Source organism: Arthrobacter sp. zg-Y877, from assembly GCF_030373105.1.
Classification (GTDB): domain Bacteria; phylum Actinomycetota; class Actinomycetes; order Actinomycetales; family Micrococcaceae; genus Arthrobacter_B.
Map to the genome: position 1 here is coordinate 280,064 of NZ_JAUCPU010000001.1, position 24,249 is coordinate 304,312.

Consider the following 24,249-nt stretch of genomic DNA (forward strand, 5'->3'; position numbering starts at 1 on the left):
GCAGGAACGGCCCGGGCTCAAGCAGGACAGGACACAAAGCCCATGATCGGCAAGTCGGAACAGGCACAGGCAGCCGGTGCTGCCGCGGAAACCGGAAGCGGCAGCGTCACCGAGGCGTTCCTGAACGGGGGAGACGCCTCCCTGCGGCACGCCGCCGGTCCGTACTTCGGCGAATACGGCGGCCGGTGGATGCCCGAGTCCCTGATCGCGGCACTGGACGAGCTGGAAGACACTTTCGAGAAGGCCAAGGCCGATCCTGAGTTCACTGCCCAGGTGGCCGACCTCAACAAGAACTACTCCGGCCGCCCGTCCCTGCTGACCGAGGCCAAGCGTTTCTCCGAGCACGCGGGAGGAGTGCGGATCTTCCTCAAGCGGGAAGACCTCAACCACACCGGCTCGCACAAGATCAACAACGTCCTGGGCCAGGCCCTGCTGGCCAAGCGCATGGGCAAGACCCGCGTGATTGCCGAGACCGGCGCCGGCCAGCACGGCGTGGCCAGCGCCACCGCCGCGGCCCTGCTCGGACTGGAATGCGTGGTCTACATGGGCGCCGAAGACTGCCGTCGGCAGGCCCTCAACGTCGCCCGGATGGAACTGCTCGGCGCAAAGGTCATCCCGGTGACCAACGGTTCGCAGACACTCAAGGACGCCATCAACGAGGCGCTGCGGGACTGGGTGGCCAACGTGGACAACACCCACTACCTGCTCGGCACCGCCGCCGGCGCCCACCCGTTCCCGGCCATGGTCCGCTACTTCCATGAAGTGATCGGCGAAGAGGCCCGCGCGCAGATGCTGGACCAGGCCGGCAGGCTGCCCGACGCAGTCTGTGCCTGCATCGGCGGCGGTTCCAACGCCATCGGCATCTTCCACGGCTTCCTGGACGATCCGTCTGTGAAGATCTACGGCTTCGAGGCCGGCGGCGACGGCGTCGAAACGGGCCGCCACGCAGCGACCATCACCCTGGGCCGGCCCGGCGTGCTGCACGGCGCCCGGTCCTACCTGATGCAGGACGACGACGGCCAGACCATCGAGTCGCATTCCATTTCCGCAGGCCTGGACTACCCCGGCGTCGGACCCGAACACGCGCACCTGGCGGACATCGGCCGGGTCGGCTACGAGCCGATCACCGACGCGGAAGCGATGGACGCCTTCCAGCTGCTGTGCCGCACCGAAGGCATCATCCCCGCGATCGAGTCCGCCCACGCCCTTGCCGGTGCCATCAAGGTGGGGCAGCGGCTGGCCGCCGAGGCCGGCTCCGACGGAAATGTTTCCGAAAAGATCGTGCTGGTGAACCTCTCCGGACGCGGCGACAAGGACGTGGCAACCGCCGCCGAATGGTTCAACCTGCTGGACGAGCGTTCAGCCGAAGCCGAGATCGGCAAAGAAGGGGAACAGCTGTGAGCACCGAGGGACCGCAGAGCAAGTCCGCGGCCGCCATTGACCGGGCGGCCGCCGAAGGCCGTGCCGCACTGATCGGCTACCTGCCCGCCGGATACCCCACCGTCGAAGCCACCATCGCCGCCGGCATCGCCCTGGCGGAAAACGGTGCGGACCTGATCGAAATCGGCATCCCGTATTCCGACCCGGTGATGGACGGCGCCGTGATCCAGGCCGCCACCACCCAGGCCCTCGCGGACGGCTTCCGCGTAGCCCAGGTGTTCGACGTCGTCGCCGGCATCACCGCCGCCACCGACGCAGCTGTACTCGTCATGACCTACTGGAACCCCGTGGTGCGGATGGGCGTGGACGAATTCTCCCGCCGCCTGGCCGAAGCCGGGGGAGCCGGACTGATCACCCCGGACCTGGTTCCGGATGAAGCCTCCGAGTGGCTGGAGGCCTCCGACAAGTACGGCCTGGACCGCGTGTTCCTCGTGGCTCCGTCCTCCACACCCGCCCGGATGAAGAGCACCGTCGCCGCCAGCCGCGGCTTTGTCTACGCCGTGTCGATCATGGGCGTCACCGGTGCCCGGGACAGCGTCAGCGACGCCGCCCAGGACGTGGTCAGCTCCGCCCGTGCCGCCGGCGCGGAGCGGGTCTGCGTCGGGCTGGGAGTCTCGCGCGCCGAACACGTCCGCGAGATCGGCGCCTACGCCGACGGTGTTATCGTGGGGACCGCCCTGGTGGCGGCCCTGCGCGACGGCGGCACGGACGCCGTCGCCGCCCTTACCCGTGACCTGAGTTCCGGAACCCCGAAAGCCAGCAAATGAACCTGATCCCGGTGCCTGCGAGCATCCCCAGCCCGTCTGCCGATTTCAGCAGTTTCTCGCTGGGTCCGCTGACCATCCACGCGTACGCGCTGTGCATCCTGGCAGGCATTGTGCTGGCCCTGTGGCTCACCGCCCGGCGCTGGAAGGCCCGCGGCCTGGACGCGGACGCGGTCTGGGACATTTCCATCTGGGCCATCCCGTTCGGCATCATCGGCGGCCGGCTCTACCACGTCATCTCCTCACCCGACGCGTACTTCGGTGCGGACGGTGACCTGTCCCTGATTCCGCAGATCTGGCGCGGCGGCCTGGGAATCTGGGGCGCGGTGGCCCTCGGCGCCGTGGGCGCCTGGATCGGCTGCCGCCGTGCCGGCATCAAGCTCTCCACCTTCGCCGACGCCGGTGCCCCCGGCCTGCTCCTGGCCCAGGCCGTGGGCCGCTGGGGCAACTGGTTCAACCAGGAACTCTTCGGCTCCGAGACGGACCAACCCTGGGGCCTGGAAATCGACGCGGACAACGCGAACTTCCCCGAAGGCGCCGCCCCCGGAACCACCTTCCACCCCACATTCCTCTACGAGTCGCTGTGGAACCTCGCCGGCGTCGCCCTGCTCCTGCTCCTGGACCGCCGGTTCCGGCTCCGCGGCGGGCGCCTGTTCTGGATCTACGCCGCGTACTACACCGCCGGCCGGCTCTGGATCGAGCTGCTGCGCATTGACGACGCCGAAATGATTACGCTGCTCGGCGTCACACAACGCCTCAATGTGTGGACCAGCCTGCTGATCCTGGTTGCCTCCGTGGCGATCTTCATTTACCTGACTTTGAAGGCCCGCAAGGGCGGGGAGGGTTCGCTTTACCTCCCGGGCCACGAACCCGCACCGGAAAGCGGTATTACCACCGCGGATAACAAGAACGAAACACAAGCCGGAAATGCGGAATCTGCATCAACTGAACGCCCGGTGCGTGCTAATCTCGCAGAGACAAAAACCGGGGATTCCGTCCCCGACCGGTCCAAACACAACGGACCCTCTGCCTGACCCTCCGGGTTACCCTCCCGGCGCTGCAGGCAGGGCCACATAGGCGTGGCGCCAGGCAGCTGCAGCACCGGGACACCCCTCCGGAAAGCGGCGGTTAACGGCACCCGAGGATTCCTCGTAAACCGGGAATGTTTTTCCGGTGTTACCGGGCTGAAGTGAGCCGTAAAATCAATCAACGCCGCGGAGCGTCCCCCCGGGGATTTCCGCAGGGGCCAGCACTGTCCCCTCCCAACGCTCTACAAGGGGGAAGGACTCACTTCTTATGACTGATTCCCTGTCTGCATCCACCGACACCGTGGTGTCACCCTTCGTCCGCTTCGCCGCGTTGCCGGAGGACTCCGGCCTGTACCGCGCCGGGAACGAAAAGGACGCCTGCGGCCTGGCCGTCATTGCCACCCTGCGCCGCGAACCCACACACGAAATTGTCCAGGCTGCCCTCGTGGCCCTGCGCAACCTTGAGCACCGCGGAGCCGTGGGTGCCGATGAAGGCACCGGCGACGGTGCCGGCCTCCTCACCCAGGTCCCGGACGAATTCTTCCGCGCCGTAGTGGACTTCGAGCTTCCCGCCGCCGGAGGCTACGCCGTCGGCACCGCGTTCCTGCCCACCGAAGACCGCGAGCAGCAGACCGCCCGCGGCGGCGTCGAAATGATTGCCGCCAGCGAGGGACTGCGTGTGCTGGGCTGGCGCGAGGTCCCCATCGTGGCGGACCTGGTGGGCGCCATGTCCCGTGCCTGCATGCCCTACTTCGTGCAGGTGTTCCTGGCCCCCGAAGAGGGCACCGGCGCCGAGGACCTGGATGCCAGGGCCTTCCGTGTCCGGAAGCGTTCCCAAAACAAGTTCGGGGTCTATTTCCCTTCGCTGTCCTCAAAAACCATGGTCTACAAGGGCATGGTCACCACCGCGCAGCTGGAACCGTTCTTCCCGGACCTGTCCGACCCCCGGTTCAAGACCCGCCTGGGTATTGTCCACTCGCGCTTCTCCACCAACACGTTCCCGTCCTGGCCGCTGGCCCAGCCGTTCCGCGCCATCGCCCACAACGGCGAGATCAACACCGTCAAGGGCAACCGGAACTGGATGCGTGCCCGGCAGTCCCAGATGAAGAACCCGCTGCTGGGGCAGACCCCGGAGGAACTCTTCCCCATCTGCACTCCCGGTGCGTCAGACTCCGCGTCCTTCGACGAAGTGGCCGAGCTGCTGATGCTCTCCGGCCGGCCCATCACCCACGCGATCATGATGATGATCCCGGAGGCCTGGGAGAACCACGCCACCATGGACCCGGCCCGCCGGGCGTTCTACCAGTACCACTCCATGCTTATGGAACCGTGGGACGGGCCCGCCGCCGTGTCCTTCACCGACGGCGTCTCCGTGGGTGCGGTGCTGGACCGCAACGGACTGCGTCCGGCCCGCTACTGGGTGACCGATGACGGCCTGGTGGTCCTGGCTTCCGAGGTGGGCGTGGTGGACATCGACCCCGCAAAGGTGGTCCGCAAGGGCCGTGTCTCGCCGGGCAAGATGTTCCTGGTGGACACCGACGAAGGCCGGCTGATCGAGGACGACGAGATCAAGGCCGAGGTTGCCGCCGCCAATCCGTGGGCCGACTGGGTAAAGGAAAACCAGGTCCGCCTGGAGGAACTGCCCGAGCGCGAGCATGTGCTGCACACCAAGGCATCCATCAACCGCCGCCAGCGCACCTTCGGCTACACCCAGGAGGAACTGCGCATCCTGCTGGGCCCCATGGCCCGGACCGGCGCCGAACCGCTGGGCGCCATGGGCTCCGATACCCCCATCGCCGTGCTTTCCAAGCGTCCCCGGCTGCTTTTTGACTACTTTGTGCAGTCCTTCGCCCAGGTGACCAACCCGCCGCTGGACTCCATCCGCGAGGAACTGGTCACCTCCATGCAGGCCTCGATCGGGCCCAACGGCAACCTGCTGTCCCTGAAGCAGGTGAAGACCAGCCAGGTTGCCCTGAAATTCCCGGTGATCAACAACGACGAGCTCGCCAAGATCGCCAACCTCACCGACGACGACGGCGACCGGATCGCCTTGAAGGTCCGCGGCCTCTACCGCCCCGAAGGCGGCGAGGGCGAACTGCGCGCCAGGATCAGCGAGATCTGCGAAAAGGTCTCCGGCGCCGTGAACCGCGGGGTGCAGTACATCGTGCTCTCGGACCGGGATTCCAACGCCCAGTGGGCGCCCATCCCGTCGCTGCTGCTGCTCTCCGCCGTGCACAACCACCTGCTCAAGAGCGCCAACCGCACCAAGATCTCCGTCCTGGTGGAGGCCGGCGATGTCCGCGAAGTCCACCACGTCGCGGCGCTGATCGGCTACGGTGCCTCCGCCGTGAACCCGTACCTGGCGATGGAAAGCTGCGAGGAACTCGTCCGTAACGGCGACATCACCGGCGTGACCGGTGAACAGGCGGTGGGCAACCTGATCAAGGGGCTCGGCAAGGGTGTCCTGAAGATCATGTCCAAGATGGGCATCTCCACCGTCGCCTCCTACTGCGGCGCGCAGACCTTCGAAGCGCTCGGCCTGGGCCAGGAACTGGTGGACGAGTTCTTCCACGGCACCCAGACCCAGCTGGGCGGCGTCGGCCTGGACGTCATCGCCGCCGAAGCCGCCGCCCGGCACGCCGAGGCGTACCCGAGCGACGGCGTGGAGGAACCGCACCGCGCGCTGGACAACGGCGGCGAATACCAGTGGCGGCGCGAAGGACCGCCCCACCTGTTCAACCCGGAGACGGTCTTCCGGCTGCAGCACGCCACCCGCGAACGGCGGTACGACGTGTTCAAGGCCTACACCTCCGGCGTCAATGACCAGTCGAAGAACCTCATGACCCTGCGCGGACTGCTCGACTTCCGCACCGGGGGCCGTACCCCCGTGCCGCTGGACGAGGTGGAGCCCGTCTCCAGCATCGTGAAGCGCTTCTCCACCGGTGCCATGAGCTACGGCTCCATTTCCCAGGAAGCCCACGAAACGCTGGCCATCGCGATGAACCGCCTGGGCGCCAAGTCCAACACCGGCGAGGGCGGCGAAGACCCGGAGCGGCTGCTGGACCCGGAACGGAACTCCGCCATCAAGCAGGTGGCCTCCGGACGGTTCGGCGTCACCAGCCTGTACCTGACCAACGCCCAGGACATCCAGATCAAGATGGCCCAGGGCGCCAAGCCCGGCGAGGGCGGCCAGCTCATGGCGCAGAAGGTCTACCCCTGGGTGGCCCGCACGCGGCACTCCACGCCCGGCGTCGGGCTGATCTCACCGCCGCCGCACCACGATATTTACTCCATCGAGGACCTCGCCCAGCTGATCTACGACCTCAAGCGCTCCAACCCCAGTGCCCGGGTGCACGTGAAGCTGGTCTCCGAAGCCGGGATCGGCACCGTGGCGGCCGGCGTAACCAAGGCGAAGGCCGACGTCGTACTGGTCTCCGGGCACGACGGCGGCACGGGCGCCTCGCCGCTGAACTCGCTCAAGCACGCGGGGGCTCCGTGGGAACTCGGCCTGGCCGAAACCCAGCAGACCCTGATGCTCAACGGACTGCGGGACCGCGTGGTGGTCCAGGTGGACGGCCAGCTCAAGACCGGGCGCGACGTCGTGATGGCCGCACTGCTGGGCGGGGAGGAATTCGGTTTCGCCACCGCGCCCCTGGTGGTCTCCGGCTGCATCATGATGCGGGTCTGCCACCTGGACACCTGTCCCGTGGGTGTGGCCACGCAGAACCCCGAACTGCGGGCACGCTTCTCCGGCAAGCCGGAGTTCGTGGTCAACTTCTTCGAGTTCATTGCCGAGGAGATCCGCGAGATCCTCGCCGAACTGGGGTTCCGCACCCTGGAAGAGGCCATTGGCCGCACCGAACTGCTGGATACCGCCGCGGCGATCGACCACTGGAAGGCCGACGGCCTGGACCTGGAGCCGATCCTGCGCGGGCCCGAGGTGGACCCCGGGGCGCCGCTGCGGAACATGGTGCCGCAGAACCACGAACTGGACCAGCACTTCGACAATCGCCTCATCGAGATGAGCGCAGACGCGCTGCAGAACCGTGCGCCGGTCCGGATTGCCCTCGACGTGGTGAACACCGACCGCTCCGTGGGCACCATGCTCGGGCATACCGTCACCAAGACCTTCGGGGTGGACACCCTTGCTCCCGACACCATCGACGTCACCCTCACCGGCCAGGCCGGGCAGTCCCTCGGGGCCTTCCTGCCCGCCGGGATCACCCTGCGGCTGTTCGGTGATTCCAACGACTATGTGGGCAAGGGCCTTTCCGGCGGACGGATCATCGTCCGTCCGGACCGCGCGAATGTCTTCGCCGCCGAGCGCAATGTCATTGCGGGCAACGTGATCGGCTACGGCGCCACCAGCGGCGAGATGTTCCTCAGCGGCCAGGTGGGTGAACGCTTCCTGGTCCGCAACTCCGGGGCCACCGCCGTTGTGGAAGGCATCGGCGACCACGGCTGCGAATACATGACCGGCGGGCAGGCCCTGATCCTGGGCCGCACGGGCCGGAACTTCGGCGCCGGCATGTCCGGCGGCACCGCGTTCGTGGTGGACCTGGAACCGGCCAACGTCAACAAGGAGTCCCTGGAACGCGGCGAGCTGCTGCTCGTTGAGCCGGACGCCGAGGATATCGACATTGTCCGCGGACTGCTGGTCCGGCATCTCGAGGAGACCGGCTCGGACCTGGCCCAGAAGATGCTGGAAAGCTTCGAGGACACCGCGTCCCGGATTACCAAGGTGCTGCCGCGGGACTACGCCGCAGTGCTCGGCGCCCGCGCCTCCGCCGCCGAAGCGGGACTCGATCCCGACGGCGCCGAGGCCTGGAACAAGATTTTGGAGGTTACCGGTGGCTGACCCACGCGGATTCTTGAAGGTACGCGAGCGGGAAACGCAGCCGCGGCGGCCGGTGCCGGTGCGCATCATGGACTACAAGGAAGTCTATGAGGCGCAGGAAAAGGGTGTGCTTCAGGCACAGGCCGGCCGCTGCATGGACTGCGGCATCCCTTTCTGCCACCAGGGCTGCCCGCTGGGCAACCTCATTCCGGAGTGGAATGACCTGATGTGGCGGGACAAGGGCGCCGAAGCCATTGAGCGGCTGCACGCCACGAACAACTTCCCCGAGTTCACCGGCCGGCTCTGCCCGGCCCCCTGCGAGGCGTCCTGCGTACTGGGCATCAACCAGCCGCCGGTCACCATCAAGCAGGTGGAGGTCTCCATCATCGACGAAGCCTGGGGTGAAGGCTGGGTGACTCCGCACCCGCCGGAGCGCCTGACCGACCGCACCATCGCCGTCGTCGGCTCCGGCCCGGCCGGGCTGGCCGCCGCCCAGCAGCTCACCCGTGCCGGACACACCGTGGCCGTGTACGAGCGTGATGACCGCATCGGCGGGCTGCTGCGCTACGGCATCCCGGATTTCAAGATGGAAAAGATCCAGGTGGACCGGCGGCTGGAACAGATGCGCGCCGAGGGCACCCGTTTCCGCACCGGCGTCGAGGTGGGTAAGGACATCAGCTGGGAACAGCTGCGGCGCCGCTACGACGCCGTGGTGATTGCCACCGGCGCCACCGTGCCGCGCGACCTGCCCATCCCCGGACGGGAACTCTCCGGCGTCCATTTCGCGATGGGCTACCTGGTGCAGTCCAACCGCGCCGTGGCGGGGGACAGCGTCCGGAACCAGATCACCGCCGAGGGCAAGCACGTGGTGATCCTGGGCGGCGGCGATACCGGTGCGGACTGCCTCGGCACCGCGCACCGCCAGCAGGCCGCCTCGGTGACCACGCTGGCGATCGGCCAGCAGCCGCCGGCCGAGCGGGCAGCACACCAGCCGTGGCCGATGTACCCGACCCTGTTCGAAATGGCCAGCGCGCACGAGGAAGGCGGGGAACGCACGTTCCTGGCCTCCACCGTGGAGTTCGTGGGGGAGAACGGCAAACTCACCGGGGTGAAGGTGGCCGAGACCGAATTCGTGGACGGCAAGCGGCTGCCGAAGGCCGGCACCGAACGGATCATCCCGGCGGACCTGGTGTTCCTGTCCCTGGGCTTCACCGGACCCGAGCCCGCCGGTCTGGCGGATCAGGTGTCCGCGGAGTTCGACGAGCGCGGCAACGTGGTCCGCGACGGGTACTACATGACCGGCACTCCGGGCGTCTTTGCCGCGGGCGACGCCGGCCGGGGACAGTCCCTGATTGTGTGGGCCATCGCCGAAGGACGGGCAGCGGCCGCCGCCGTCGACCAGTGGCTGATGGGCAGCACGCGCCTGCCCGCGCCGGTGGCACCGACCGACCGGGCCATCACCGTACTTTAGGGCACCTGCCCAGCAGGCGCCGGACACTGTCCGGCGCCTGCTTTTTTATTTCCCGGAACCCCCTTGTGAGATCGGTACTTAGTGTTACTGTCTACTGGTAGCTAGCGACACTGAGTAGCTTGCAGCAACACCGAAGTAGACACCGAACAGACAGGCACGGCGGAGTTATGGGCAAGCAGATGACGGAGATGCTGAAGGGCACCCTGGAAGGGATTGTCCTTGCGGTCATCGCCGCCTCGCCGGCCTACGGCTATGAGATCACTGCCCGGCTGCGCGAACAGGGTTTCACCGACATCGCCGAGGGCACCGTCTACGCGCTCCTGGTCCGGATCGAGAAACGGGGACTGGTCGACGTCGAGAAGGTGCCGTCCGAAAAGGGGCCACCGCGCAAGGTCTACACACTGAATGCCCAGGGGACGGGGTATCTCCAGGAGTTCTGGGGGTCCTGGAGCTTCCTGGCCACACGGATCGAACAACTCCGTCATCACGTCGAACACCCGCAGGACCAAGGAGGGGAATGATGGCCGCCAAATGGATTGAGCTCGTCACCGGACCGTTTGAGGACAAGAGACGCTGGCGCCGGTTCAAACAGCGCAAGGACCAGCTGCCCGCCGGATACCGGACCGCGATGGACGGCCTGGAACGCTACTTCATGTACGCGGCACCGATAGCCAAGGGGGACGTCTACATCCAGATGCTCGAAGACCTCGCCGACCTTTTCGAGCGTGCCGCCGTCGACGGCACGCCGATCCGCAGCGTCGTTGGAGAGGATCCGGTGGAATTCGCGGAGGCCTTCATCGCGAACTATGCGGACGGCCAGTGGATCAACAAGGAGCGGAAGCGCCTCGTCGAGACCATCGACCGGTCTGCCAAAGAGATGTGAACACCGGGAAGGAGACCGGATATGAGTACCACCTCCACCCTCGAACCCGCCATCCGGGTACAGGGCATCGAGAAGTCTTTTCGGGACCTGCAGGTGCTGCGCGGCGTCGATTTTGACGTGAGCACCGGCAGCATCTTCGCACTGCTGGGCTCCAACGGAGCCGGAAAAACCACCTTGGTACGGATCCTTTCGACCTTGCTGAAGGCCGACGCAGGAACGGCGGCAGTCGCCGGCTTCGACGTCGCCGCGGCCCCCGCCGACGTGCGCCGGTCCATCAGCCTGACCGGCCAGTTCGCCGCCGTCGATGAAGTGCTTACGGGACGGGAAAACCTGGTCCTCATCGCGAAACTCCGGCACCGGAAGAATCCAGCCGGGATTGCCGACGGGATGCTCGCCCGCTTTGCCCTCACGGAGGCCGGAAACCGCCGGGCGGGAACCTATTCGGGGGGTATGCGCCGCCGCCTCGACATTGCCATGAGCCTGATCGGGGAACCGGACATCATCTTCCTCGACGAGCCGACCGCGGGCCTGGACCCCCAGTCACGCAACGAAGTGTGGCAAACCATCCGTGACCTGGCCGCCGGCGGGACGACGGTGCTGCTCACCACGCAGTATCTCGACGAGGCGGAACAGCTGGCGGACCGCATCGGGATCCTGCACGAGGGCACCATCATCCAAAACGGCACCCTGGCCGAACTGCAGCAGCTCCTCCCTCCGGCCACCGCGGAGTACATCACAAAACAACCGTCCCTGGAGGACATCTTCCTCGCCCTGGTGGGCGGTACGGACTCGGATGCCCTTGGCGGCGACGGCGGCCCGGCCGCCCGGGAGAAAAGGCAAAGCTCATGACAGTCCTCAGCGATACCCGCGCCCTGACGGGCCGCTCCCTGCGGCACGTCCTGCGCAGCCCCGACACCATCATCACGACGGCGGTCACTCCGATCGCGCTGATGCTGATGTTTGTCTACGTTTTCGGCGGTGCCATCAGCACCAAGTCGGGGGAGTCCTACATCAACTACACCTTGCCCGGCATCCTGCTGATCACCGTCGCCTCAGGTGTCGCCTACACGGCCTACCGGCTGTTCCTCGACCGGCAGGGCGGCATGTTCGAACGCTTCCAGTCGATGCCGATCGCCCGGTCGGGGGTGCTGTGGGGCCACGTCCTCACATCCGTGACGGCCAACCTGGTGTCGCTTGCGCTGGTGATTGGTGTGGCACTGATTGCGGGTTTCCGCACGGGCGCCTCGCCGGCCGCCTGGCTCGCCGTCGTCGGCATCCTGGTCCTGTTCACCCTGGCGCTGACCTGGCTGGCAGTGATCGCGGGACTGACGGCCAAGACCGTCGACGGCGCCAGCGCGTTCAGTTACCCGCTGATTTTCCTGCCGTTCATCAGCTCCGCGTTTGTCCCCACCAGTACGATGCCGGGCCCGGTGGCCTGGTTTGCCGAGAACCAGCCGGTGACCTCCATTGTGGACACCCTCCGCGCGCTGCTGGCCCAGGAGTCCGTGGGCAGCGGTTCCTGGGTGGCGCTTCTCTGGCTGGCCGGCATCCTCGGTGTCGGCTACGCCGCCGCAACCACCGTCTACCGGCGTCGGGTGGGTTGATCCAGGTCACGGGAAACCGCCGTGACGAGCGCCGCGTGCCCTGCGCCATGCGCAAACAGCTGAGGGAGACTAGGCTGGAACTATGAGACGCGCAAAGATTGTTGCCACTTTTGGACCAGCGATCGCCAGCTACGAAAATACCGTAGCGGTTCTTCGCGCGGGCGTGAATGTCGCCCGTATGAACATGAGCCACGGCGACCACTCCGTACACAACGCCACGTATGAGAACGTGCGCAAGGCCTCCGCCGAGCTGGGGATGCCCGTGGGCATCTTCGCCGACCTCCAGGGCCCCAAGATCCGGCTCGGCCGGTTCACCGAGGAACCCCACTTCCTGAACGTGGGCGATACCTTCACCATCACCACGGATGACATTCCCGGTACCAAGGACATCTGCTCCACCACGTACAAGGGCCTACCCGGCGACGTAAACGTGGGCGACTTCCTGCTGATCGACGACGGCAAGGTCAAGCTCCGTGCCGTGGAGGTGACCGCTAACAATGTTGTCACCGAAGTAGTGGTTCCGGGCAAGGTGTCCAACAACAAGGGCATCAACCTGCCCGGTGTTGCCGTGAACGTACCGGCACTGAGCGAAAAGGATGAGGACGACCTCCGCTGGGCCATGCGCCGCGGCGTGGACATGGTTGCCCTGTCCTTCGTCCGCAACGCCGGGGACATCACCCGCGTGCACGAGATCATGGACGAGGAAGGCCGCCGCGTGCCGGTCATCGCCAAGATCGAAAAGCCGCAGGCCGTGGAGAACCTCGAAGAGATCATCGACGCTTTCGACTCCATCATGGTTGCCCGTGGCGACCTGGGTGTCGAGCTGCCGCTCGAAGAGGTCCCGATCGTGCAGAAGAACGCCGTTGAACTGGCACGCCGCTGGGCCAAGCCCGTCATCGTGGCCACCCAGGTCCTCGAATCCATGATCGACAACCCCCGCCCCACCCGCGCAGAGGCTTCCGACTGCGCCAACGCCGTCCTCGACGGCGCGGACGCGGTGATGCTTTCCGGCGAAACCTCCGTGGGCAAGTACGCCATTGAGACCGTGGAAACCATGGCCCGGATTATCGAGTCCACCGAGCAGCACGGCCTGAACCGGGTTCCTCCGCTGGGCTCGAAGCCGCGGACCCGCGGCGGCGCCATCACCCGTGCCGCAGTGGAGATCTCCGACCAGCTGGACGCCAAGTACATCTGTACCTTCACCCAGTCCGGCGACTCCGCACGCCGCCTGTCCCGTCTGCGCCCGTCCAAGCCGGTGTTCGCCTTCACCCCCGTGGAGGCGACCTACCGCTACATGACCCTGTTCTGGGGCGTGGCACCCATGCTGGTCGAGTTCGCCGAGCACACCGATCAGATGACCGCCCAGGTGGACCGCACCCTGCTGGAAGAGGGCCTGGTGGAAGACAACGACCTGGTGGTCATCGCTGCCGGTTCGCCTCCCGGACAGGCCGGCTCCACCAACAGCATCAAGGTGCACCGCGTAGGCGACATTGCCGACGCCGGCCAGCCTGCTGAAGGCCAGGAGCGGGTCAAGGAAAAGGTCGGCCCGTGGCCGGTCAAGGAAAGCAAGAAGGGCCAGGCCAAGGCCATCTAGGTTCCGGCTTTCCCCGCATTTCCCTGCATCAAAAGGTGCATCAAAAGGAAAGGTCCCGTCCAAGTGGACGGGACCTTTCCTGTGTTCGGCCTGTCAGTTCAGCCAGCCAGTTCAGCCAGTCAACGGAACCTAGTTGACCTGGTTGATGATGGTCTCGGCGACTTCGCGCATGCTCAGCCGGCGGTCCATGGAGGTCTTCTGGATCCAGCGGAAAGCCTCGGGCTCGGTGAGGCCCATCTTGGTGGTCAGCAGCGACTTGGCGCGCTCCACCAGCTTGCGGGTGGCGAACTGTTCCTTCAGGTCGGTGACCTCGGCTTCGAGGGCCTGGATTTCCTCGTGGCGGGAGAGGGCGATTTCGATGGCCGGAATCAGGTCCGCCGGCGTGAAGGGCTTGACCACGTAGGCCATGGCGCCGGCCTCGCGGGCGCGCTCCACCAGTTCCTTCTGGCTGAACGCGGTCAGCAGCACCACGGGGGCAATCCGGGCCTTGACGATCTGCTCGGCGGCGGTGATGCCGTCCATGAGCGGCATCTTGACGTCCATGAGGACCAGATCCGGCTTCAGTTCGTGCGCCAGCTGGACGGCTTTCTCGCCGTTGTCTGCTTCGCCGACGACGTCGTATCCCTCGCCGGTGAGGATCTCGACAATGTCCAGGCGGATCAGTGTCTCGTCCTCGGCGACGAGTACACGGCGGGCCGGGCTGTTGGACGGCGCGGTGTTGGCGGACGCGGCGTTGGTCGACGCGGCAGGCGCGGACTCGGTGGACTCAGACACAGATGGCTCCTCAGATACGGTCTCTCCTGCCGGCAGACCGACAGTTCACACAATCAGCGTATCCGCATGTAGAGTTGTTTTGCGCCCAACACGGTAAGTACTCGTGCTTAGTGACCTAGGGCACGCCCGAATGGCGGAATTGGCAGACGCGCTGCACTCAAAATGCAGTATCGAGAGGTGTGTGGGTTCGAGTCCCACTTCGGGCACCAGTTTAGGCTTCAAAGGCACCCCAGGTCTGCGGACCCGGGGTGCCTTTCTTTGTACTGTCTACTCTTTGTACTTGCTAGGCGTACCGGTCAAACGAGTCCAGCAGCCGCTTGACGGACCCGCCCAGGTTCCAGTCACCGGCGAGGCGTTCCAGTTCGGTGCGTTCCTTGCCGGTAACCGCGTGCAGTTGGGCGCCGGCCTTCTTGGGTGAGGGCAGATCCAGATCCCGGACCACCTTCACCACTGTCGGTGCGGCCGCCAGATAATCCGCGGCCTTGGCCAGCTTGGAACGCACCGGACCCGCGAGTCCGCTGTCCGGGTCCTCCGCCGCTTCCAGCAGGGAATCGAGGGTGCCGTATTCGGCCAGCAGTGAGGACGCCGTCTTCTCGCCGATCCCGGACACCCCCGGCAGGCCATCGGAGGCATCGCCCCGCAGGGTTGCGTAGTCCGCGTACTGCCCGGGCAGCACCTTGTATTTGGCCACCACCGATGCATCGGTCATGACATCCAGGTTCTTCATGCCGCGGGCGGTGTAGATGACGCGGACATCCCGCTCATCGTCAATGACCTGGAACAGGTCCCGGTCACCGGTGACGACGTCGACCGGCATGGAGGCGGTGGACGCGTAGGTGCCGATCACGTCGTCGGCCTCGTGCTCCGCGGCGCCGACGACGGCGATGCCCGCCAGTTCCAACGTCCGTCGGATCATCGGGATCTGGGCTTCGAGGGGATCGGGCACCGTTTCGACGTCGGGGTTTCCGGTGACTTCTTCGGCAACCCGGTGCGCCTTGTAGGTGGGAAGCAGGTCCACCCGCCACTGCGGCCGCCAGTCGTCATCCCAGCACGCGATCAGGTGGGTGGCTTCATAGTCGGCGGTGAGCCGGGCGATCATGTCCAGCAGGCCGCGCACGGCGTTCACCGGTGTGCCGTCGGACCGGCGGATGGTGTCCGGAACGCCGTAGAAGGCACGGAAGTACAGTGACGCGGTGTCGAGGAGCATCAGGCGCTGGGTCATAGGCCGATCCTGCCACGGATGGCACGTCGATGGGCAGCTAAAGCCGGGTCCGGCCCGGTTAGGCTGGAGCCCCAGTGTTTCCCATCAAGGAGTCGAATTCCATTGACTGACCGGTTCCAGGTTGTGCCTGCCAGCTATCTCCTTTTCCGCTCCGGGGACCGGGTGCTGCTGCAGCTTCGGCAGGGAACCGGGTATATGGACGGCTACTGGGCGACGGCGGCCGCCGGCCACGTCGAGCCGGGGGAGTCGGTGGTGGAAGCCGCCGTGCGGGAGGCGCGGGAGGAGCTGGGCATTACGGTGGCGCCCGCCGACGTCGTTCCCCTGACGTCCATGCACCGGACGAACGGCGGCGGGAACCCCGTGGATGAGCGGGTGGACTTCTTCTTCCTTTGCAGTGCGTGGCAGGGGGAACCCCGGATCATGGAACCAGGCAAGGCGGCCCGGCTGGAATGGTTCCCGCTGGATGAGCTGCCGGCCGACGTTGTGCCGCATGAAAGGTATGTCTTCGACCGGCTGCGGGATGGGATGCCGCCGATTCTCACGTTCGGGTTCGCTGACGCCTTTGTGGGGCGGCAGTGATTACCAGTGCAGGTATTCTGCTCTACCGGTGGGGTGCGGAAGGCCTCGAGGTGTGGATCGGCCATATGGGCGGGCCGTTCTGGGCGCGGAAGGACGAGCATGCGTGGTCCATCCCCAAGGGTGAGTACCTGCCGGAGGAGGAACCCCTGACTGCGGCACTGCGGGAGTTCGCCGAGGAAATGGGGACGCCGGCTCCGGACGCAGAGTATGAGCTGCTGGGCAGCTACCGGCAGTCCGCCCAGAAAACCGTCACGGTGTACGCCGCGGAGGCGGACTTTGCGCCGGAGCGGATTGCCAGCAACACGTTCGAGCTGGAATGGCCGCGGGGATCGGGCCAGATGCGGGAGTATCCGGAGATCGACCGGGCGGGGTGGTTTCCGGAACCGGTTGCCCGTACCAAGCTGGTGAAGGGACAGGCGCAGGTGCTGGATGCACTGGTGCGGATGGTCGGGGAGCGGGACGGCTAGGAGCCCGGGCTGGTCCAGGGAGGTCCTGGGAGCCAGCAAGCTGAACCCGGGGCACAGGATCCCGCAGTCCGTGGCTGCTGAGCAAGGTGTGACCTCAGCTGAATCATTGGCACCAATGTGTGGGATGCCGTGTGCACCTGACGCCGCGGCAACGTCAAGGGCAGTCTTCCTGCCATGCCCCCGATCAGGGGCGCGGCTATATCCGCGGCTCCACTCCGGCGGCTAACCTCGAACGGTAGGACGAATCCGCACTCAGGCCCAGCCGGGAGGTCGGTCCATGCCCGCACATGCGTCCACGGAACGTTTCCCGCAGCGGGAGCCCGAACGCGCCATAAGCCCGGGCACCTTCCTGTCGCCCCGGTTCTGGCTGCTGCCGCTGCTGGTGCTTTTGCTGCTGGGCGGCGCCGGCACCGCCCTATACATTGGTGGACTTGGCAGCCCGGGCGACCACCTTCGGAACTTTCCGCTGGCAGTGGTGAATGAGGACCGCGGTGCGACGCCGGCCAACGGCGGCAGCCCGCAGAACCTCGGGCAGAACATCACCGACCAGATGCAGCAGGGCTTCTCCGAGTCGGACGAGATCGACCTCCGGGTCCTGTCCCCGGACGAGGCTGAGGAACAGCTGCGCAAGGGACAGATCCATGCCGCCGTCGTCATTCCGGAGTCCTTTTCCGCCGATGCGTTGGGACTGGTCACCGGCGCCCTGAGCGGAGCCGAGGTCACACGCCCATCCATCACCGTCTACACGAATCCACAGGCGGGGCCGCTGGCCAGCAGCCTGGCAACGTCCGCCGTCGACGCGGCGCTTGAACGCGCGAACACCGGGCTGGGGGAGCAGCTGACCTCAGCTGCCGAGGCGGCGCAGGGCGAAGCCCGGGCGGAACAACAACGCGAGCTGACGCCGCTGGGCCTGCCGGAGCAGGTGCAGCAGCAGCTGGCACCCACGGTGGACGGCACCGCGGCGGACCTGCTGCGCGGACCTATCTCTGTCACCACCACCGCCTATGAAACCCCGCCGGAAGGCGCTGCGCTCGGCATGGGAGCGTTCTTCTATTCCGTGCTGCTGATGGTGGTGGGAGTCAGCGGTTCCGTGGCCATCCATTTCCTGGTCGATTCGCGGCTGGGGGTAGCACCGGTGGAAATGGGCCCGCGCTTCGCGCTGGGTCCGCGGCTGCAGCCGGCCCGCTGGAAAACGTATCTGATCAAGTGGGGCATCGTGGTGCTGGGGGCCCTTCCAACAGCGGGGTTGATGATGTGGGTTGCCTCCGCCGTCGGAATGCCCATCCCGCACGGCGGCTGGTTCTTCCTCACAACGTGGCTGTCCATTGTCACGGTGTCCGCGGTGACCACCGCGCTGATCACCATGTTCGGCAGCATCGGCATGGTCCTCTCACTGATCTACGTGGTGTTTATGGGCCTGCCTGCCGCCAGCGGCGTGGTGCCGCTGGAAGCGCTGCCTGGGTTCTTCAGGTTCATTGCCCCCGGGGAGCCGCTGTACCACATGACCACGGCAAACCGGGCGGTCCTGTACTTCGATGCCCAGGCCGACGCCGGCGTGCAGAGCGGGATTGTCGGCATGCTTCTTCTCATCCTGATAGCAGTTGTGGTCGCCATGGTCTTCTCGGTGCTCTATGACCGGATGTTCGGCCGCCGCCGGGCGGAGCTGGTCCCGGAACCGGTCACGTCCTGATGTTGGAAGACAGGGGCAGACCCTAGGTGCGGGGGCGCGGCGCCGGGCGCGCCCGGAGGTGTGCCCGCTCACCCTGGGGTCCGAAAAGGGCGATGAACTCGACCGCCTCGGCGGTGGCATTTCCCATCCAATGCGGCAGCCGGGTGCTGAATTCTGCGGCTTCGCCGGGGACCAGGATGAGTTCCTCCTCGCCGAGAACGAGCCGCAGCTTACCGCTGAGGACGTAGAGCCATTCATAGCCCTCGTGGGTGCGTGGATCCGGGGTGGCGGGCTTATCCGTCGCCGGCAGGATGTATTTGTAGGCACCAACCCCGCTGGCCTTTTCGGTCAGGGGAATGATGAGTGCCCCGTGACGGCGGATGGGACGCATATGTACCCGGGGATCGCCCGTGGCCGGAGCATCCACCAGCTCGTCGAGGGTGACCCCATAGGTCTGCGCCAGCGGCATGAGGAGCTCCAGTGTTGGGCGCCGTTGGCCCGACTCCAGCCGGGAAAGCGTGCTGACGGAGATGCCGGTGGTCTCGGAGAGGATGGAGAGCGTCACGCGGCGCTGTGACCGCAGGGAGCGCAGCCGCGGTCCGACTCCGGACAGGGGTTTCTCGCTCATGGAAGTAAACCTACGGCACGCAGGCGGCTGCAGGGGTTCCAGCTCCGGATGCATGCATTAGTTGCTGGACCGGCAAAAATCATTGCCCGGCCGCAGGCGTCCAACCCAGACTGGCGGAAGAGCGCCGGGTGACGGTCCCGGGCCGGACGGAAGGACCGGACATGACGAATGGCGAATATGACGTAGTAGTGGTTGGCGGCTCTGCGGCCGGGTTGAGCGGGGCCTTGAATCTCGCGCGTGCCCGCCGGTCAGTAGCGGTGGTTGACTCCGGAGACCCACGCAATGCCCCGGCCGGCGGCGTACACAATTACCTCGGCCGGGAAGGGACCCCGCCGTCGGAACTCACCGCCGTCGGACGCGCCGAGATCACCGGCTACGGCGCCGTCGTGCTGGAGGGAACGGTCAGCACGGTAACCCGCGACGACGACGGAAGGTTCCTTGTCTCCCTGGCCGACGGCGGATCCCTGCTGGCCCGCCGGGTGCTGGCCGCTTCGGGGGCACGGGATGTCCTGCCGGACATTCCGGGACTGGCGCGGTACTGGGGGAAGGATGTGCTGCACTGTCCGTACTGCCATGGATGGGAAGTCCGGGACCGGCCGATTGGGATTCTGGCCCGGGACCTGGAGACGGGCGTGCACCAGGCGCTGATGTGGCGGCAGTGGAGTGAGGACATTGTGTTGTTCCTGCATACCTCCGGGGAGCCGGGCGGCGCGCAGGCACAGCAGCTGGCGGCCCGCGGCATACGGGTGGTTGCCGGCGAAGTCACCGCTGTGGAGGGACAGTCCCGGCTCACCGGACTGCGCCTGGCCTCGGGCGAGGCAGTGCAGCGGCAGGCACTCGTGATCGCTGCTCCGGTGCATGCCCGCGCCGCTTATCTGGCGGACCTGGGTATCAAACCGGTGGAACAGTTCGTGGGGGAGCAGCTCATCGGAACGGCGGTGCCGGCGGCGGATCCGACTGGGGCCACCACTGTTCCGGGGGTCTATGCGGCCGGAAACATGGTGATCCCGATGATGCAGGTGATCGGTGCAGCAGCCGCGGGACTCGCGGCGGGAGCCGCCATCAACGCCGACCTGATTGCTGAAGAAACGGAGCGTGCCGTGGAGGCATCCCTTTCGCGGCGTGCCCAGCCCTAGAGGAGGTAGACGGGTGAGGGCTGCGTGATGAAGTTTCCGGGATGCGTTACCGGGGCGGACAGCATTCCGGCACAGGAATCGATGAGGAAGTAGCCCACCCCGGTCCAGTTCGCGGTCTCGGCTCCGTCCTGGACCCGCGCCTCATACTCGGCGCAGGTGGCGGTGGTCATGTTGCCCAGGATCCACGACCGGCCGTGCAGGACGGTGGTCGGGAGTTCGCCGACGGCGGCAGCAGTCCGGCGGAGCAGGTCTTCGGTGCCGCGGTTGGCGGTGGCCGTGCGGTTCAAGAGGGCCTTCATGGAAGGCACCGCACGCATCTGGTGCAGGAACCGGGCCCGCCAGCTCGGCACCGGCAGGGACGCGAGGTGGTCCACCCAGGGCAGGATCAGGCAGGCCAGCAGATCGTGGAGGCCGGCGTCGTCGCCCAGCTGGTCGGTGAGCACTGCGCGGCGCCGGTGGGTGTCTTCGAGATGGCGGGTGACCAGCGCCTCGAGCAGTTCGTCCCGGCCGCCGAAGTGGTATGCGACGGCGGAGTGGTTGGCCGTCCCTGCATGCTCGGCGATGCGGCGGTTGGACACAGCGTCGATGCCGTAGCGGGCAAAAAGCTCCTCGGCGGCATCGAGCAGCGTCTCGCGTGCTTTCGCCCCGTGCTGTCCCATGCGTGTTCCCTTGTGTCGGCATTCCTGCGGTTTCGATTACCTAATTTACGCCACATGGCGTAATTTTGACGAGTTGGTCCCACAGACCCGCCTCGGCAACCGCGTCGACGCGCACTTCGCACCACCACCCGTGAATTCAGCTACAGGAGCACGTCCTTGACCAGTACTTCCCCGACATCCCCAGGCTCTCCGCCGGATACGGATCCGACACGAGAAACCGAGGCTCCGGAGACGGGCACCACGGATCTTGACGCAGCTGCGGCAAAGCGCGCAAAGGCAGAGAAGATCGGCCGCTACGTGGCCATGTTCCTGATGCCTTTCCTGATGGTTTCCATGCTGGTGGGCGGCTACCTCGCCGCAATGCATGCGCCCACGCCCAACGACCTGCCCATCGCCGTCAGCGGGTCCGCTGCTCAGGCGGAACGCTTCGCTGAGTCCCTCGAGTCCTCCGACCCCGACGCCGTCGAGGTGCGGGTGGTTGATACCGCCGAGGACGCACGCCGGCTGGTCCTGGACCGCGAGGTCTCGGGAGCAGTGGCCGTGGATGGCTCCGCCGCGACCCTCTACACCGCCAGTGCTGCCGGCGCGTCGCAGTCCAGTACCGTGACGGCGCTTCTTGCCCCGCAGGTGCTTGGCCAGGGCCTGACCCTGCAGTCCGAGGACCTTGCCCCGCTGCCCGACCACGACATGGCCGGCCTGGGTGCAATGTTCCTGACCACCGCGCTGATGCTGGCCGGTTACATGCCCCTGAGCCTGGTGCTCTCCAACTCGCCCGAGCTGCTCCGCTTCCGCCGCTTCGTTCCGCTGCTGGCCGGCTGGGCCGCACTGATTGCCGGCCTGGTCTGGGCCGTGACGGGTCCGATGCTCGGCGTCGTCGAGGGACACTCCGCCGCCGTGCTGGGCGTCTCCTGGCTGACCGTGTTCGCCGTCGGCAGCGTCCAGCTGTTCCTCACCCGGATCCTCGGCCCGATGGCCGTTCTGGCCGGCATGCTGTTCCTCATGGTGCTGGGCGTTCCGGCATCCAACATGAGTATGTCCGTGCACACAATGCCGGGTCTCTACCCGTACCTGCACAGCTTCCTGCCCGCGGCCGCCACGGGCGAGTCGCTGCGTTCGTACCTGTACTTCGACGGTAACGGGGCAGGTCCGCACCTGCTGGTGCTGGTCATCGGGGCCGTGGCGGCGCTGCTGCTCACCCTCGTCCTCGACGCCGTCAAACGCCGCCGCAAGCCGAATGCCGGTCCGCCGGCGATCAACGTCGCGTCACTGCACGGCGGGCCCCGCCCGAAGCGCCGCCGCTGGCGCTACGGCACCCTGGCCTTCTTCCCGCTGGCCATGGTGACCATGATGCTGTCCTTCATGCTGGGCGCCATGTACGAGCCCACGCCGCGGGACATGCCGGTCGCCGTCGTCGGCGCCACTGCCGAACAGGCGGAACAGGCCGTGTCCGGCCTGGACGAAAACATGTCCGGGCTGTTCGATCTGCGTCCGATGGATAACGCCGACGACGCCCGGAACCAGGTCCAGGACCGGACGGTGGTCGGCGCCTACGTGCTGCCTTCGGCCGAAAACCCCACCGCGACACTGATCACCAACCAGGCAGCGGGCATAAGCCAGCAGCAGGTCCTCACCTCGGTGTTCGGCCAGGTGTCCGCAGGCCAGCAAATGGAAATGGCCTCCGACAACGTGGCCCCGCTGAAGGGCTCGGACTCCATGGGCATGGCCACGATGTACCTGGCCATGGGCTGGATCATGGCCGGCTTTATGATCATTGTGGTCGGTTCGACGGCGGCTCCGGCCAGCCGTCCGCTGCGTATGCTGCTCCCGATTGTTGCCGCGTGGGCCGTCGGCATGTCCGCCTTCCTCTGGGTCATCGCCGACGTTTTCGTCGGGGCCATCGACGGGCACTTCCTCCCGCTGTGGGGAGCCGGTGCTGTTGCGATCTTCTGCATGGCCATGTTCACTGCCGTGTTCGAACGGTTCATGGGGATGCTCGCCATCCTTCCGGTGATCGGCATCCTGATGTTCCTTGGCGTGCCGGCCTCCGGCGCGGCAATGTCCATCTACATGGAGCCGGAAATCTTCCGCTTCCTGCACGGAGTGCTGCCCATGCCGGCGGCGGTCGAATCGATCCGCTCGATTCTCTACTTCGGTTCGGACACCCTCTGGTCCCACCTGCTGACCCTTGGCATCTGGGGTGCAGCCTCGCTGGCGGTGGTCACCGTTATTGACCACTTCAAGCCGCCGCGCACCGAGGCGCATCCGGTGGACACCGGGACAGGTGCCGCTGCACGGCCGGAGCCGGCATTGGTTTCCGCCGGAGCCTGACCGGTACCGAAGCACATCCGCCCGTGGGCCGCTGCACTGCAGCGGCCCACGGGTGGAACAAGAAATCCGCGGAAACTCGCTTGACCGACGGAATGTGAACGGTCACTATGCAGCCAGGGCACGGTGCCCGCGCAGCGATGAGGGTGCGTTGTCCTGGCTGCGGTCCGAATTCCAGGAGGCAGCAGTGTTTCGGAAATCCCTAATGACAGGCCTGGCCGTTTCAGCCCTCGCCCTCTCTGCCTGCGGCGGCGGCGGATCGGGGTCCGACGCCGGTGGAGGCGCGGAGGACGGCATCACTATGGGTTTTGCCCAGGTAGGCGCGGAGAGCGGCTGGCGGACAGCCAACACCAAGGATGTGCAGGACGCGGCGAAAGCCGCCGGCGTCGACCTGAAATTCACCGATGCCCAGCAAAAGCAGGAGAACCAGATCAAGGCGATCCGCTCCTACATCCAGCAGCAGGTGGACGTCATCGCCTTCTCTCCGGTGGTTGAATCCGGCTGGGACACCGTGCTGAAGGAGGCCAAAGACGCCGGCATCCCCGTGATCCTTACGGACCGTGCCATCGATTCCGAAGACACCTCCCTCTACACCGCGTTCCTGGGCTCGGACTTCGTGGAGGAAGGCAAGAAGGCCGGTGAATGGCTCGTGGAGGACAGTGCGGCCACCGACGGCCCGGTGAACATCGTGGAACTGCAGGGGACCACCGGCGCCGCTCCGGCGCTTGACCGGAAGGAAGGCTTCGAGGCTGCCATCGCCGCGGACCCGGACCTGCAGATCGTGCAGTCGCAGACGGGGGACTTCACCCGCAGCGGCGGCAAGCAGGTGATGGAGGCCTTCCTGAAAAACACTCCGGACATTGACGTGGTCTACGCCCATAACGACGATATGGGCCTGGGCGCCATCGAAGCGATCGAGGCGGCGGGCATGGTGCCCGGCGAGGACATCAAGATCATCACGGTGGATGCGGTCAAAGACGGCATGACCGCCCTGGCGGACGGGAAAATCAACTTCATTGTCGAGTGCAATCCGCTCCTCGGCGAACAATTGATGGACATCGCCGAGAAGGTGGTGAACGGCGAAGAGGTCCCGGCCCGCGTGGTGACCGAAGAAACGTCCTTCACCCCCGAGCAGGCGAAGGAAGCCCTGCCCACCCGCAAGTACTGAC

General features: G+C 66.4%; 20 protein-coding genes and 1 tRNA gene. 17 read left to right on the forward strand and 4 right to left on the reverse strand.

Going from position 1 to position 24,249, the window contains the following annotated elements:
• Positions 1-42 precede the first annotated feature (42 nt).
• From trpB to pyk, 10 genes are all read left to right on the forward strand, one after another.
• The gene (trpB, locus tag QNO03_RS01345) at positions 43-1,401 is read left to right on the forward strand and encodes a tryptophan synthase subunit beta (RefSeq protein WP_289601466.1); all 1,359 of its coding nucleotides are present in this window, start codon (positions 43-45) and stop codon (positions 1,399-1,401) included.
• A complete protein-coding gene (gene trpA / locus QNO03_RS01350) occupies positions 1,398-2,207 on the forward strand; it encodes a tryptophan synthase subunit alpha (protein WP_289601468.1) in 810 nt (269 codons plus the stop codon). The genes trpB and trpA overlap by 4 nt, the downstream gene beginning before the upstream one ends.
• Positions 2,204-3,238, forward strand: a complete 1,035-nt coding sequence (gene lgt / locus QNO03_RS01355; RefSeq protein WP_229947947.1) for a prolipoprotein diacylglyceryl transferase — start codon at positions 2,204-2,206, stop codon at positions 3,236-3,238. The genes trpA and lgt overlap by 4 nt, the downstream gene beginning before the upstream one ends.
• A 262-nt stretch (positions 3,239-3,500) precedes the next feature.
• Entirely contained in the window at positions 3,501-8,090 is a 4,590-nt protein-coding gene (gene gltB, locus QNO03_RS01360) for a glutamate synthase large subunit (RefSeq protein WP_289601470.1), read from the forward strand.
• Positions 8,083-9,540, forward strand: coding sequence for a glutamate synthase subunit beta (locus tag QNO03_RS01365; RefSeq protein WP_289601471.1), 1,458 nt, complete (start codon positions 8,083-8,085; stop codon positions 9,538-9,540). Before gltB ends, QNO03_RS01365 begins: the two co-directional genes overlap by 8 nt.
• Positions 9,541-9,707: 167 nt before the next feature.
• On the forward strand, positions 9,708-10,061 hold the full coding sequence (locus QNO03_RS01370; protein WP_289601472.1) for a PadR family transcriptional regulator: 354 nt from the start codon (positions 9,708-9,710) through the stop codon (positions 10,059-10,061).
• Positions 10,061-10,423 carry a DUF1048 domain-containing protein gene (locus QNO03_RS01375; RefSeq protein ID WP_289601473.1) on the forward strand — a complete coding sequence of 121 codons (363 nt, stop codon included), beginning with the start codon at positions 10,061-10,063 and terminating at the stop codon, positions 10,421-10,423. Before QNO03_RS01370 ends, QNO03_RS01375 begins: the two co-directional genes overlap by 1 nt.
• 21 nt (positions 10,424-10,444) lie before the next feature.
• Positions 10,445-11,272 (forward strand): ABC transporter ATP-binding protein, encoded by an 828-nt coding sequence (locus QNO03_RS01380; protein ID WP_289601475.1) that lies wholly within the window; start codon positions 10,445-10,447, stop codon positions 11,270-11,272.
• Positions 11,269-12,027 carry an ABC transporter permease gene (locus QNO03_RS01385; RefSeq protein WP_289601476.1) on the forward strand — a complete coding sequence of 253 codons (759 nt, stop codon included), beginning with the start codon at positions 11,269-11,271 and terminating at the stop codon, positions 12,025-12,027. The genes QNO03_RS01380 and QNO03_RS01385 overlap by 4 nt, the downstream gene beginning before the upstream one ends.
• A gap of 82 nt (positions 12,028-12,109) precedes the next feature.
• Positions 12,110-13,621 carry a pyruvate kinase gene (pyk, locus tag QNO03_RS01390; protein ID WP_229947962.1) on the forward strand — a complete coding sequence of 504 codons (1,512 nt, stop codon included), beginning with the start codon at positions 12,110-12,112 and terminating at the stop codon, positions 13,619-13,621.
• Positions 13,622-13,750: 129 nt separating this feature from the next.
• Here the strand turns inward: pyk and QNO03_RS01395 are convergent, their stop codons facing one another.
• A complete protein-coding gene (locus QNO03_RS01395) occupies positions 13,751-14,395 on the reverse strand; it encodes an ANTAR domain-containing response regulator (protein ID WP_289601478.1) in 645 nt (214 codons plus the stop codon).
• A 124-nt stretch (positions 14,396-14,519) separates the two neighbouring features.
• On the opposite strand from QNO03_RS01395, the gene QNO03_RS01400 reads away from it, so the two are divergent.
• Positions 14,520-14,604, forward strand: a tRNA-Leu gene (locus QNO03_RS01400).
• Positions 14,605-14,678: 74 nt separating this feature from the next.
• On the opposite strand, the gene QNO03_RS01405 is transcribed toward QNO03_RS01400, so the two are convergent.
• Positions 14,679-15,617: a 5'-3' exonuclease gene (locus tag QNO03_RS01405; protein ID WP_289601480.1), complete on the reverse strand. Its 939-nt coding sequence runs from the start codon at positions 15,615-15,617 to the stop codon at positions 14,679-14,681.
• Between the two features lie 102 nt (positions 15,618-15,719).
• Between QNO03_RS01405 and QNO03_RS01410 the strand changes: the two genes are divergently transcribed.
• From QNO03_RS01410 to QNO03_RS01420, 3 genes are all read left to right on the forward strand, one after another.
• Positions 15,720-16,196, forward strand: a complete 477-nt coding sequence (locus QNO03_RS01410; RefSeq protein ID WP_289601482.1) for an NUDIX hydrolase — start codon at positions 15,720-15,722, stop codon at positions 16,194-16,196.
• Positions 16,193-16,663 carry an NUDIX hydrolase gene (locus QNO03_RS01415; RefSeq protein WP_289601484.1) on the forward strand — a complete coding sequence of 157 codons (471 nt, stop codon included), beginning with the start codon at positions 16,193-16,195 and terminating at the stop codon, positions 16,661-16,663. Before QNO03_RS01410 ends, QNO03_RS01415 begins: the two co-directional genes overlap by 4 nt.
• 277 nt (positions 16,664-16,940) lie before the next feature.
• Positions 16,941-18,353 (forward strand): YhgE/Pip domain-containing protein, encoded by a 1,413-nt coding sequence (locus tag QNO03_RS01420; protein ID WP_289601486.1) that lies wholly within the window; start codon positions 16,941-16,943, stop codon positions 18,351-18,353.
• A 22-nt stretch (positions 18,354-18,375) separates the two neighbouring features.
• Here the strand turns inward: QNO03_RS01420 and QNO03_RS01425 are convergent, their stop codons facing one another.
• Positions 18,376-18,960 carry a helix-turn-helix domain-containing protein gene (locus QNO03_RS01425; RefSeq protein WP_289601487.1) on the reverse strand — a complete coding sequence of 195 codons (585 nt, stop codon included), beginning with the start codon at positions 18,958-18,960 and terminating at the stop codon, positions 18,376-18,378.
• 161 nt (positions 18,961-19,121) lie between these two features.
• Between QNO03_RS01425 and QNO03_RS01430 the strand changes: the two genes are divergently transcribed.
• Entirely contained in the window at positions 19,122-20,096 is a 975-nt protein-coding gene (locus tag QNO03_RS01430; protein WP_289601489.1) for an NAD(P)/FAD-dependent oxidoreductase, read from the forward strand.
• Here QNO03_RS01430 and QNO03_RS01435 read toward each other — a convergent pair.
• A complete protein-coding gene (locus QNO03_RS01435) occupies positions 20,093-20,755 on the reverse strand; it encodes a TetR/AcrR family transcriptional regulator (protein ID WP_289601490.1) in 663 nt (220 codons plus the stop codon). The two genes, QNO03_RS01430 and QNO03_RS01435, sit on opposite strands and share 4 nt — an antisense overlap.
• 156 nt (positions 20,756-20,911) lie before the next feature.
• On the opposite strand from QNO03_RS01435, the gene QNO03_RS01440 reads away from it, so the two are divergent.
• Positions 20,912-23,083 (forward strand): ABC transporter permease, encoded by a 2,172-nt coding sequence (locus QNO03_RS01440; RefSeq protein WP_289601491.1) that lies wholly within the window; start codon positions 20,912-20,914, stop codon positions 23,081-23,083.
• Positions 23,084-23,285: 202 nt separating this feature from the next.
• Entirely contained in the window at positions 23,286-24,248 is a 963-nt protein-coding gene (locus QNO03_RS01445) for an ABC transporter substrate-binding protein (RefSeq protein WP_289601493.1), read from the forward strand.
• The last annotated feature ends 1 nt before the right edge of the window (position 24,249 follow it).

Coding starts and splice junctions, on each gene's coding strand:
- lgt (WP_229947947.1), top strand. CDS start 2,204: ATGAACCTGATCCCGGTGCCTGCGAGCATCCCCAGCCCGTCTGCCGAT.
- pyk (WP_229947962.1), top strand. CDS start 12,110: ATGAGACGCGCAAAGATTGTTGCCACTTTTGGACCAGCGATCGCCAGC.
- QNO03_RS01385 (WP_289601476.1), top strand. CDS start 11,269: ATGACAGTCCTCAGCGATACCCGCGCCCTGACGGGCCGCTCCCTGCGG.
- QNO03_RS01370 (WP_289601472.1), top strand. CDS start 9,708: ATGGGCAAGCAGATGACGGAGATGCTGAAGGGCACCCTGGAAGGGATT.
- QNO03_RS01445 (WP_289601493.1), top strand. CDS start 23,286: ATGACAGGCCTGGCCGTTTCAGCCCTCGCCCTCTCTGCCTGCGGCGGC.
- QNO03_RS01405 (WP_289601480.1), bottom strand. CDS start 15,617: ATGACCCAGCGCCTGATGCTCCTCGACACCGCGTCACTGTACTTCCGT.
- QNO03_RS01430 (WP_289601489.1), top strand. CDS start 19,122: ATGACGAATGGCGAATATGACGTAGTAGTGGTTGGCGGCTCTGCGGCC.
- QNO03_RS01435 (WP_289601490.1), bottom strand. CDS start 20,755: ATGGGACAGCACGGGGCGAAAGCACGCGAGACGCTGCTCGATGCCGCC.
- QNO03_RS01375 (WP_289601473.1), top strand. CDS start 10,061: ATGGCCGCCAAATGGATTGAGCTCGTCACCGGACCGTTTGAGGACAAG.
- trpB (WP_289601466.1), top strand. CDS start 43: ATGATCGGCAAGTCGGAACAGGCACAGGCAGCCGGTGCTGCCGCGGAA.
- QNO03_RS01420 (WP_289601486.1), top strand. CDS start 16,941: ATGCCCGCACATGCGTCCACGGAACGTTTCCCGCAGCGGGAGCCCGAA.
- QNO03_RS01425 (WP_289601487.1), bottom strand. CDS start 18,960: ATGAGCGAGAAACCCCTGTCCGGAGTCGGACCGCGGCTGCGCTCCCTG.
- gltB (WP_289601470.1), top strand. CDS start 3,501: ATGACTGATTCCCTGTCTGCATCCACCGACACCGTGGTGTCACCCTTC.
- QNO03_RS01380 (WP_289601475.1), top strand. CDS start 10,445: ATGAGTACCACCTCCACCCTCGAACCCGCCATCCGGGTACAGGGCATC.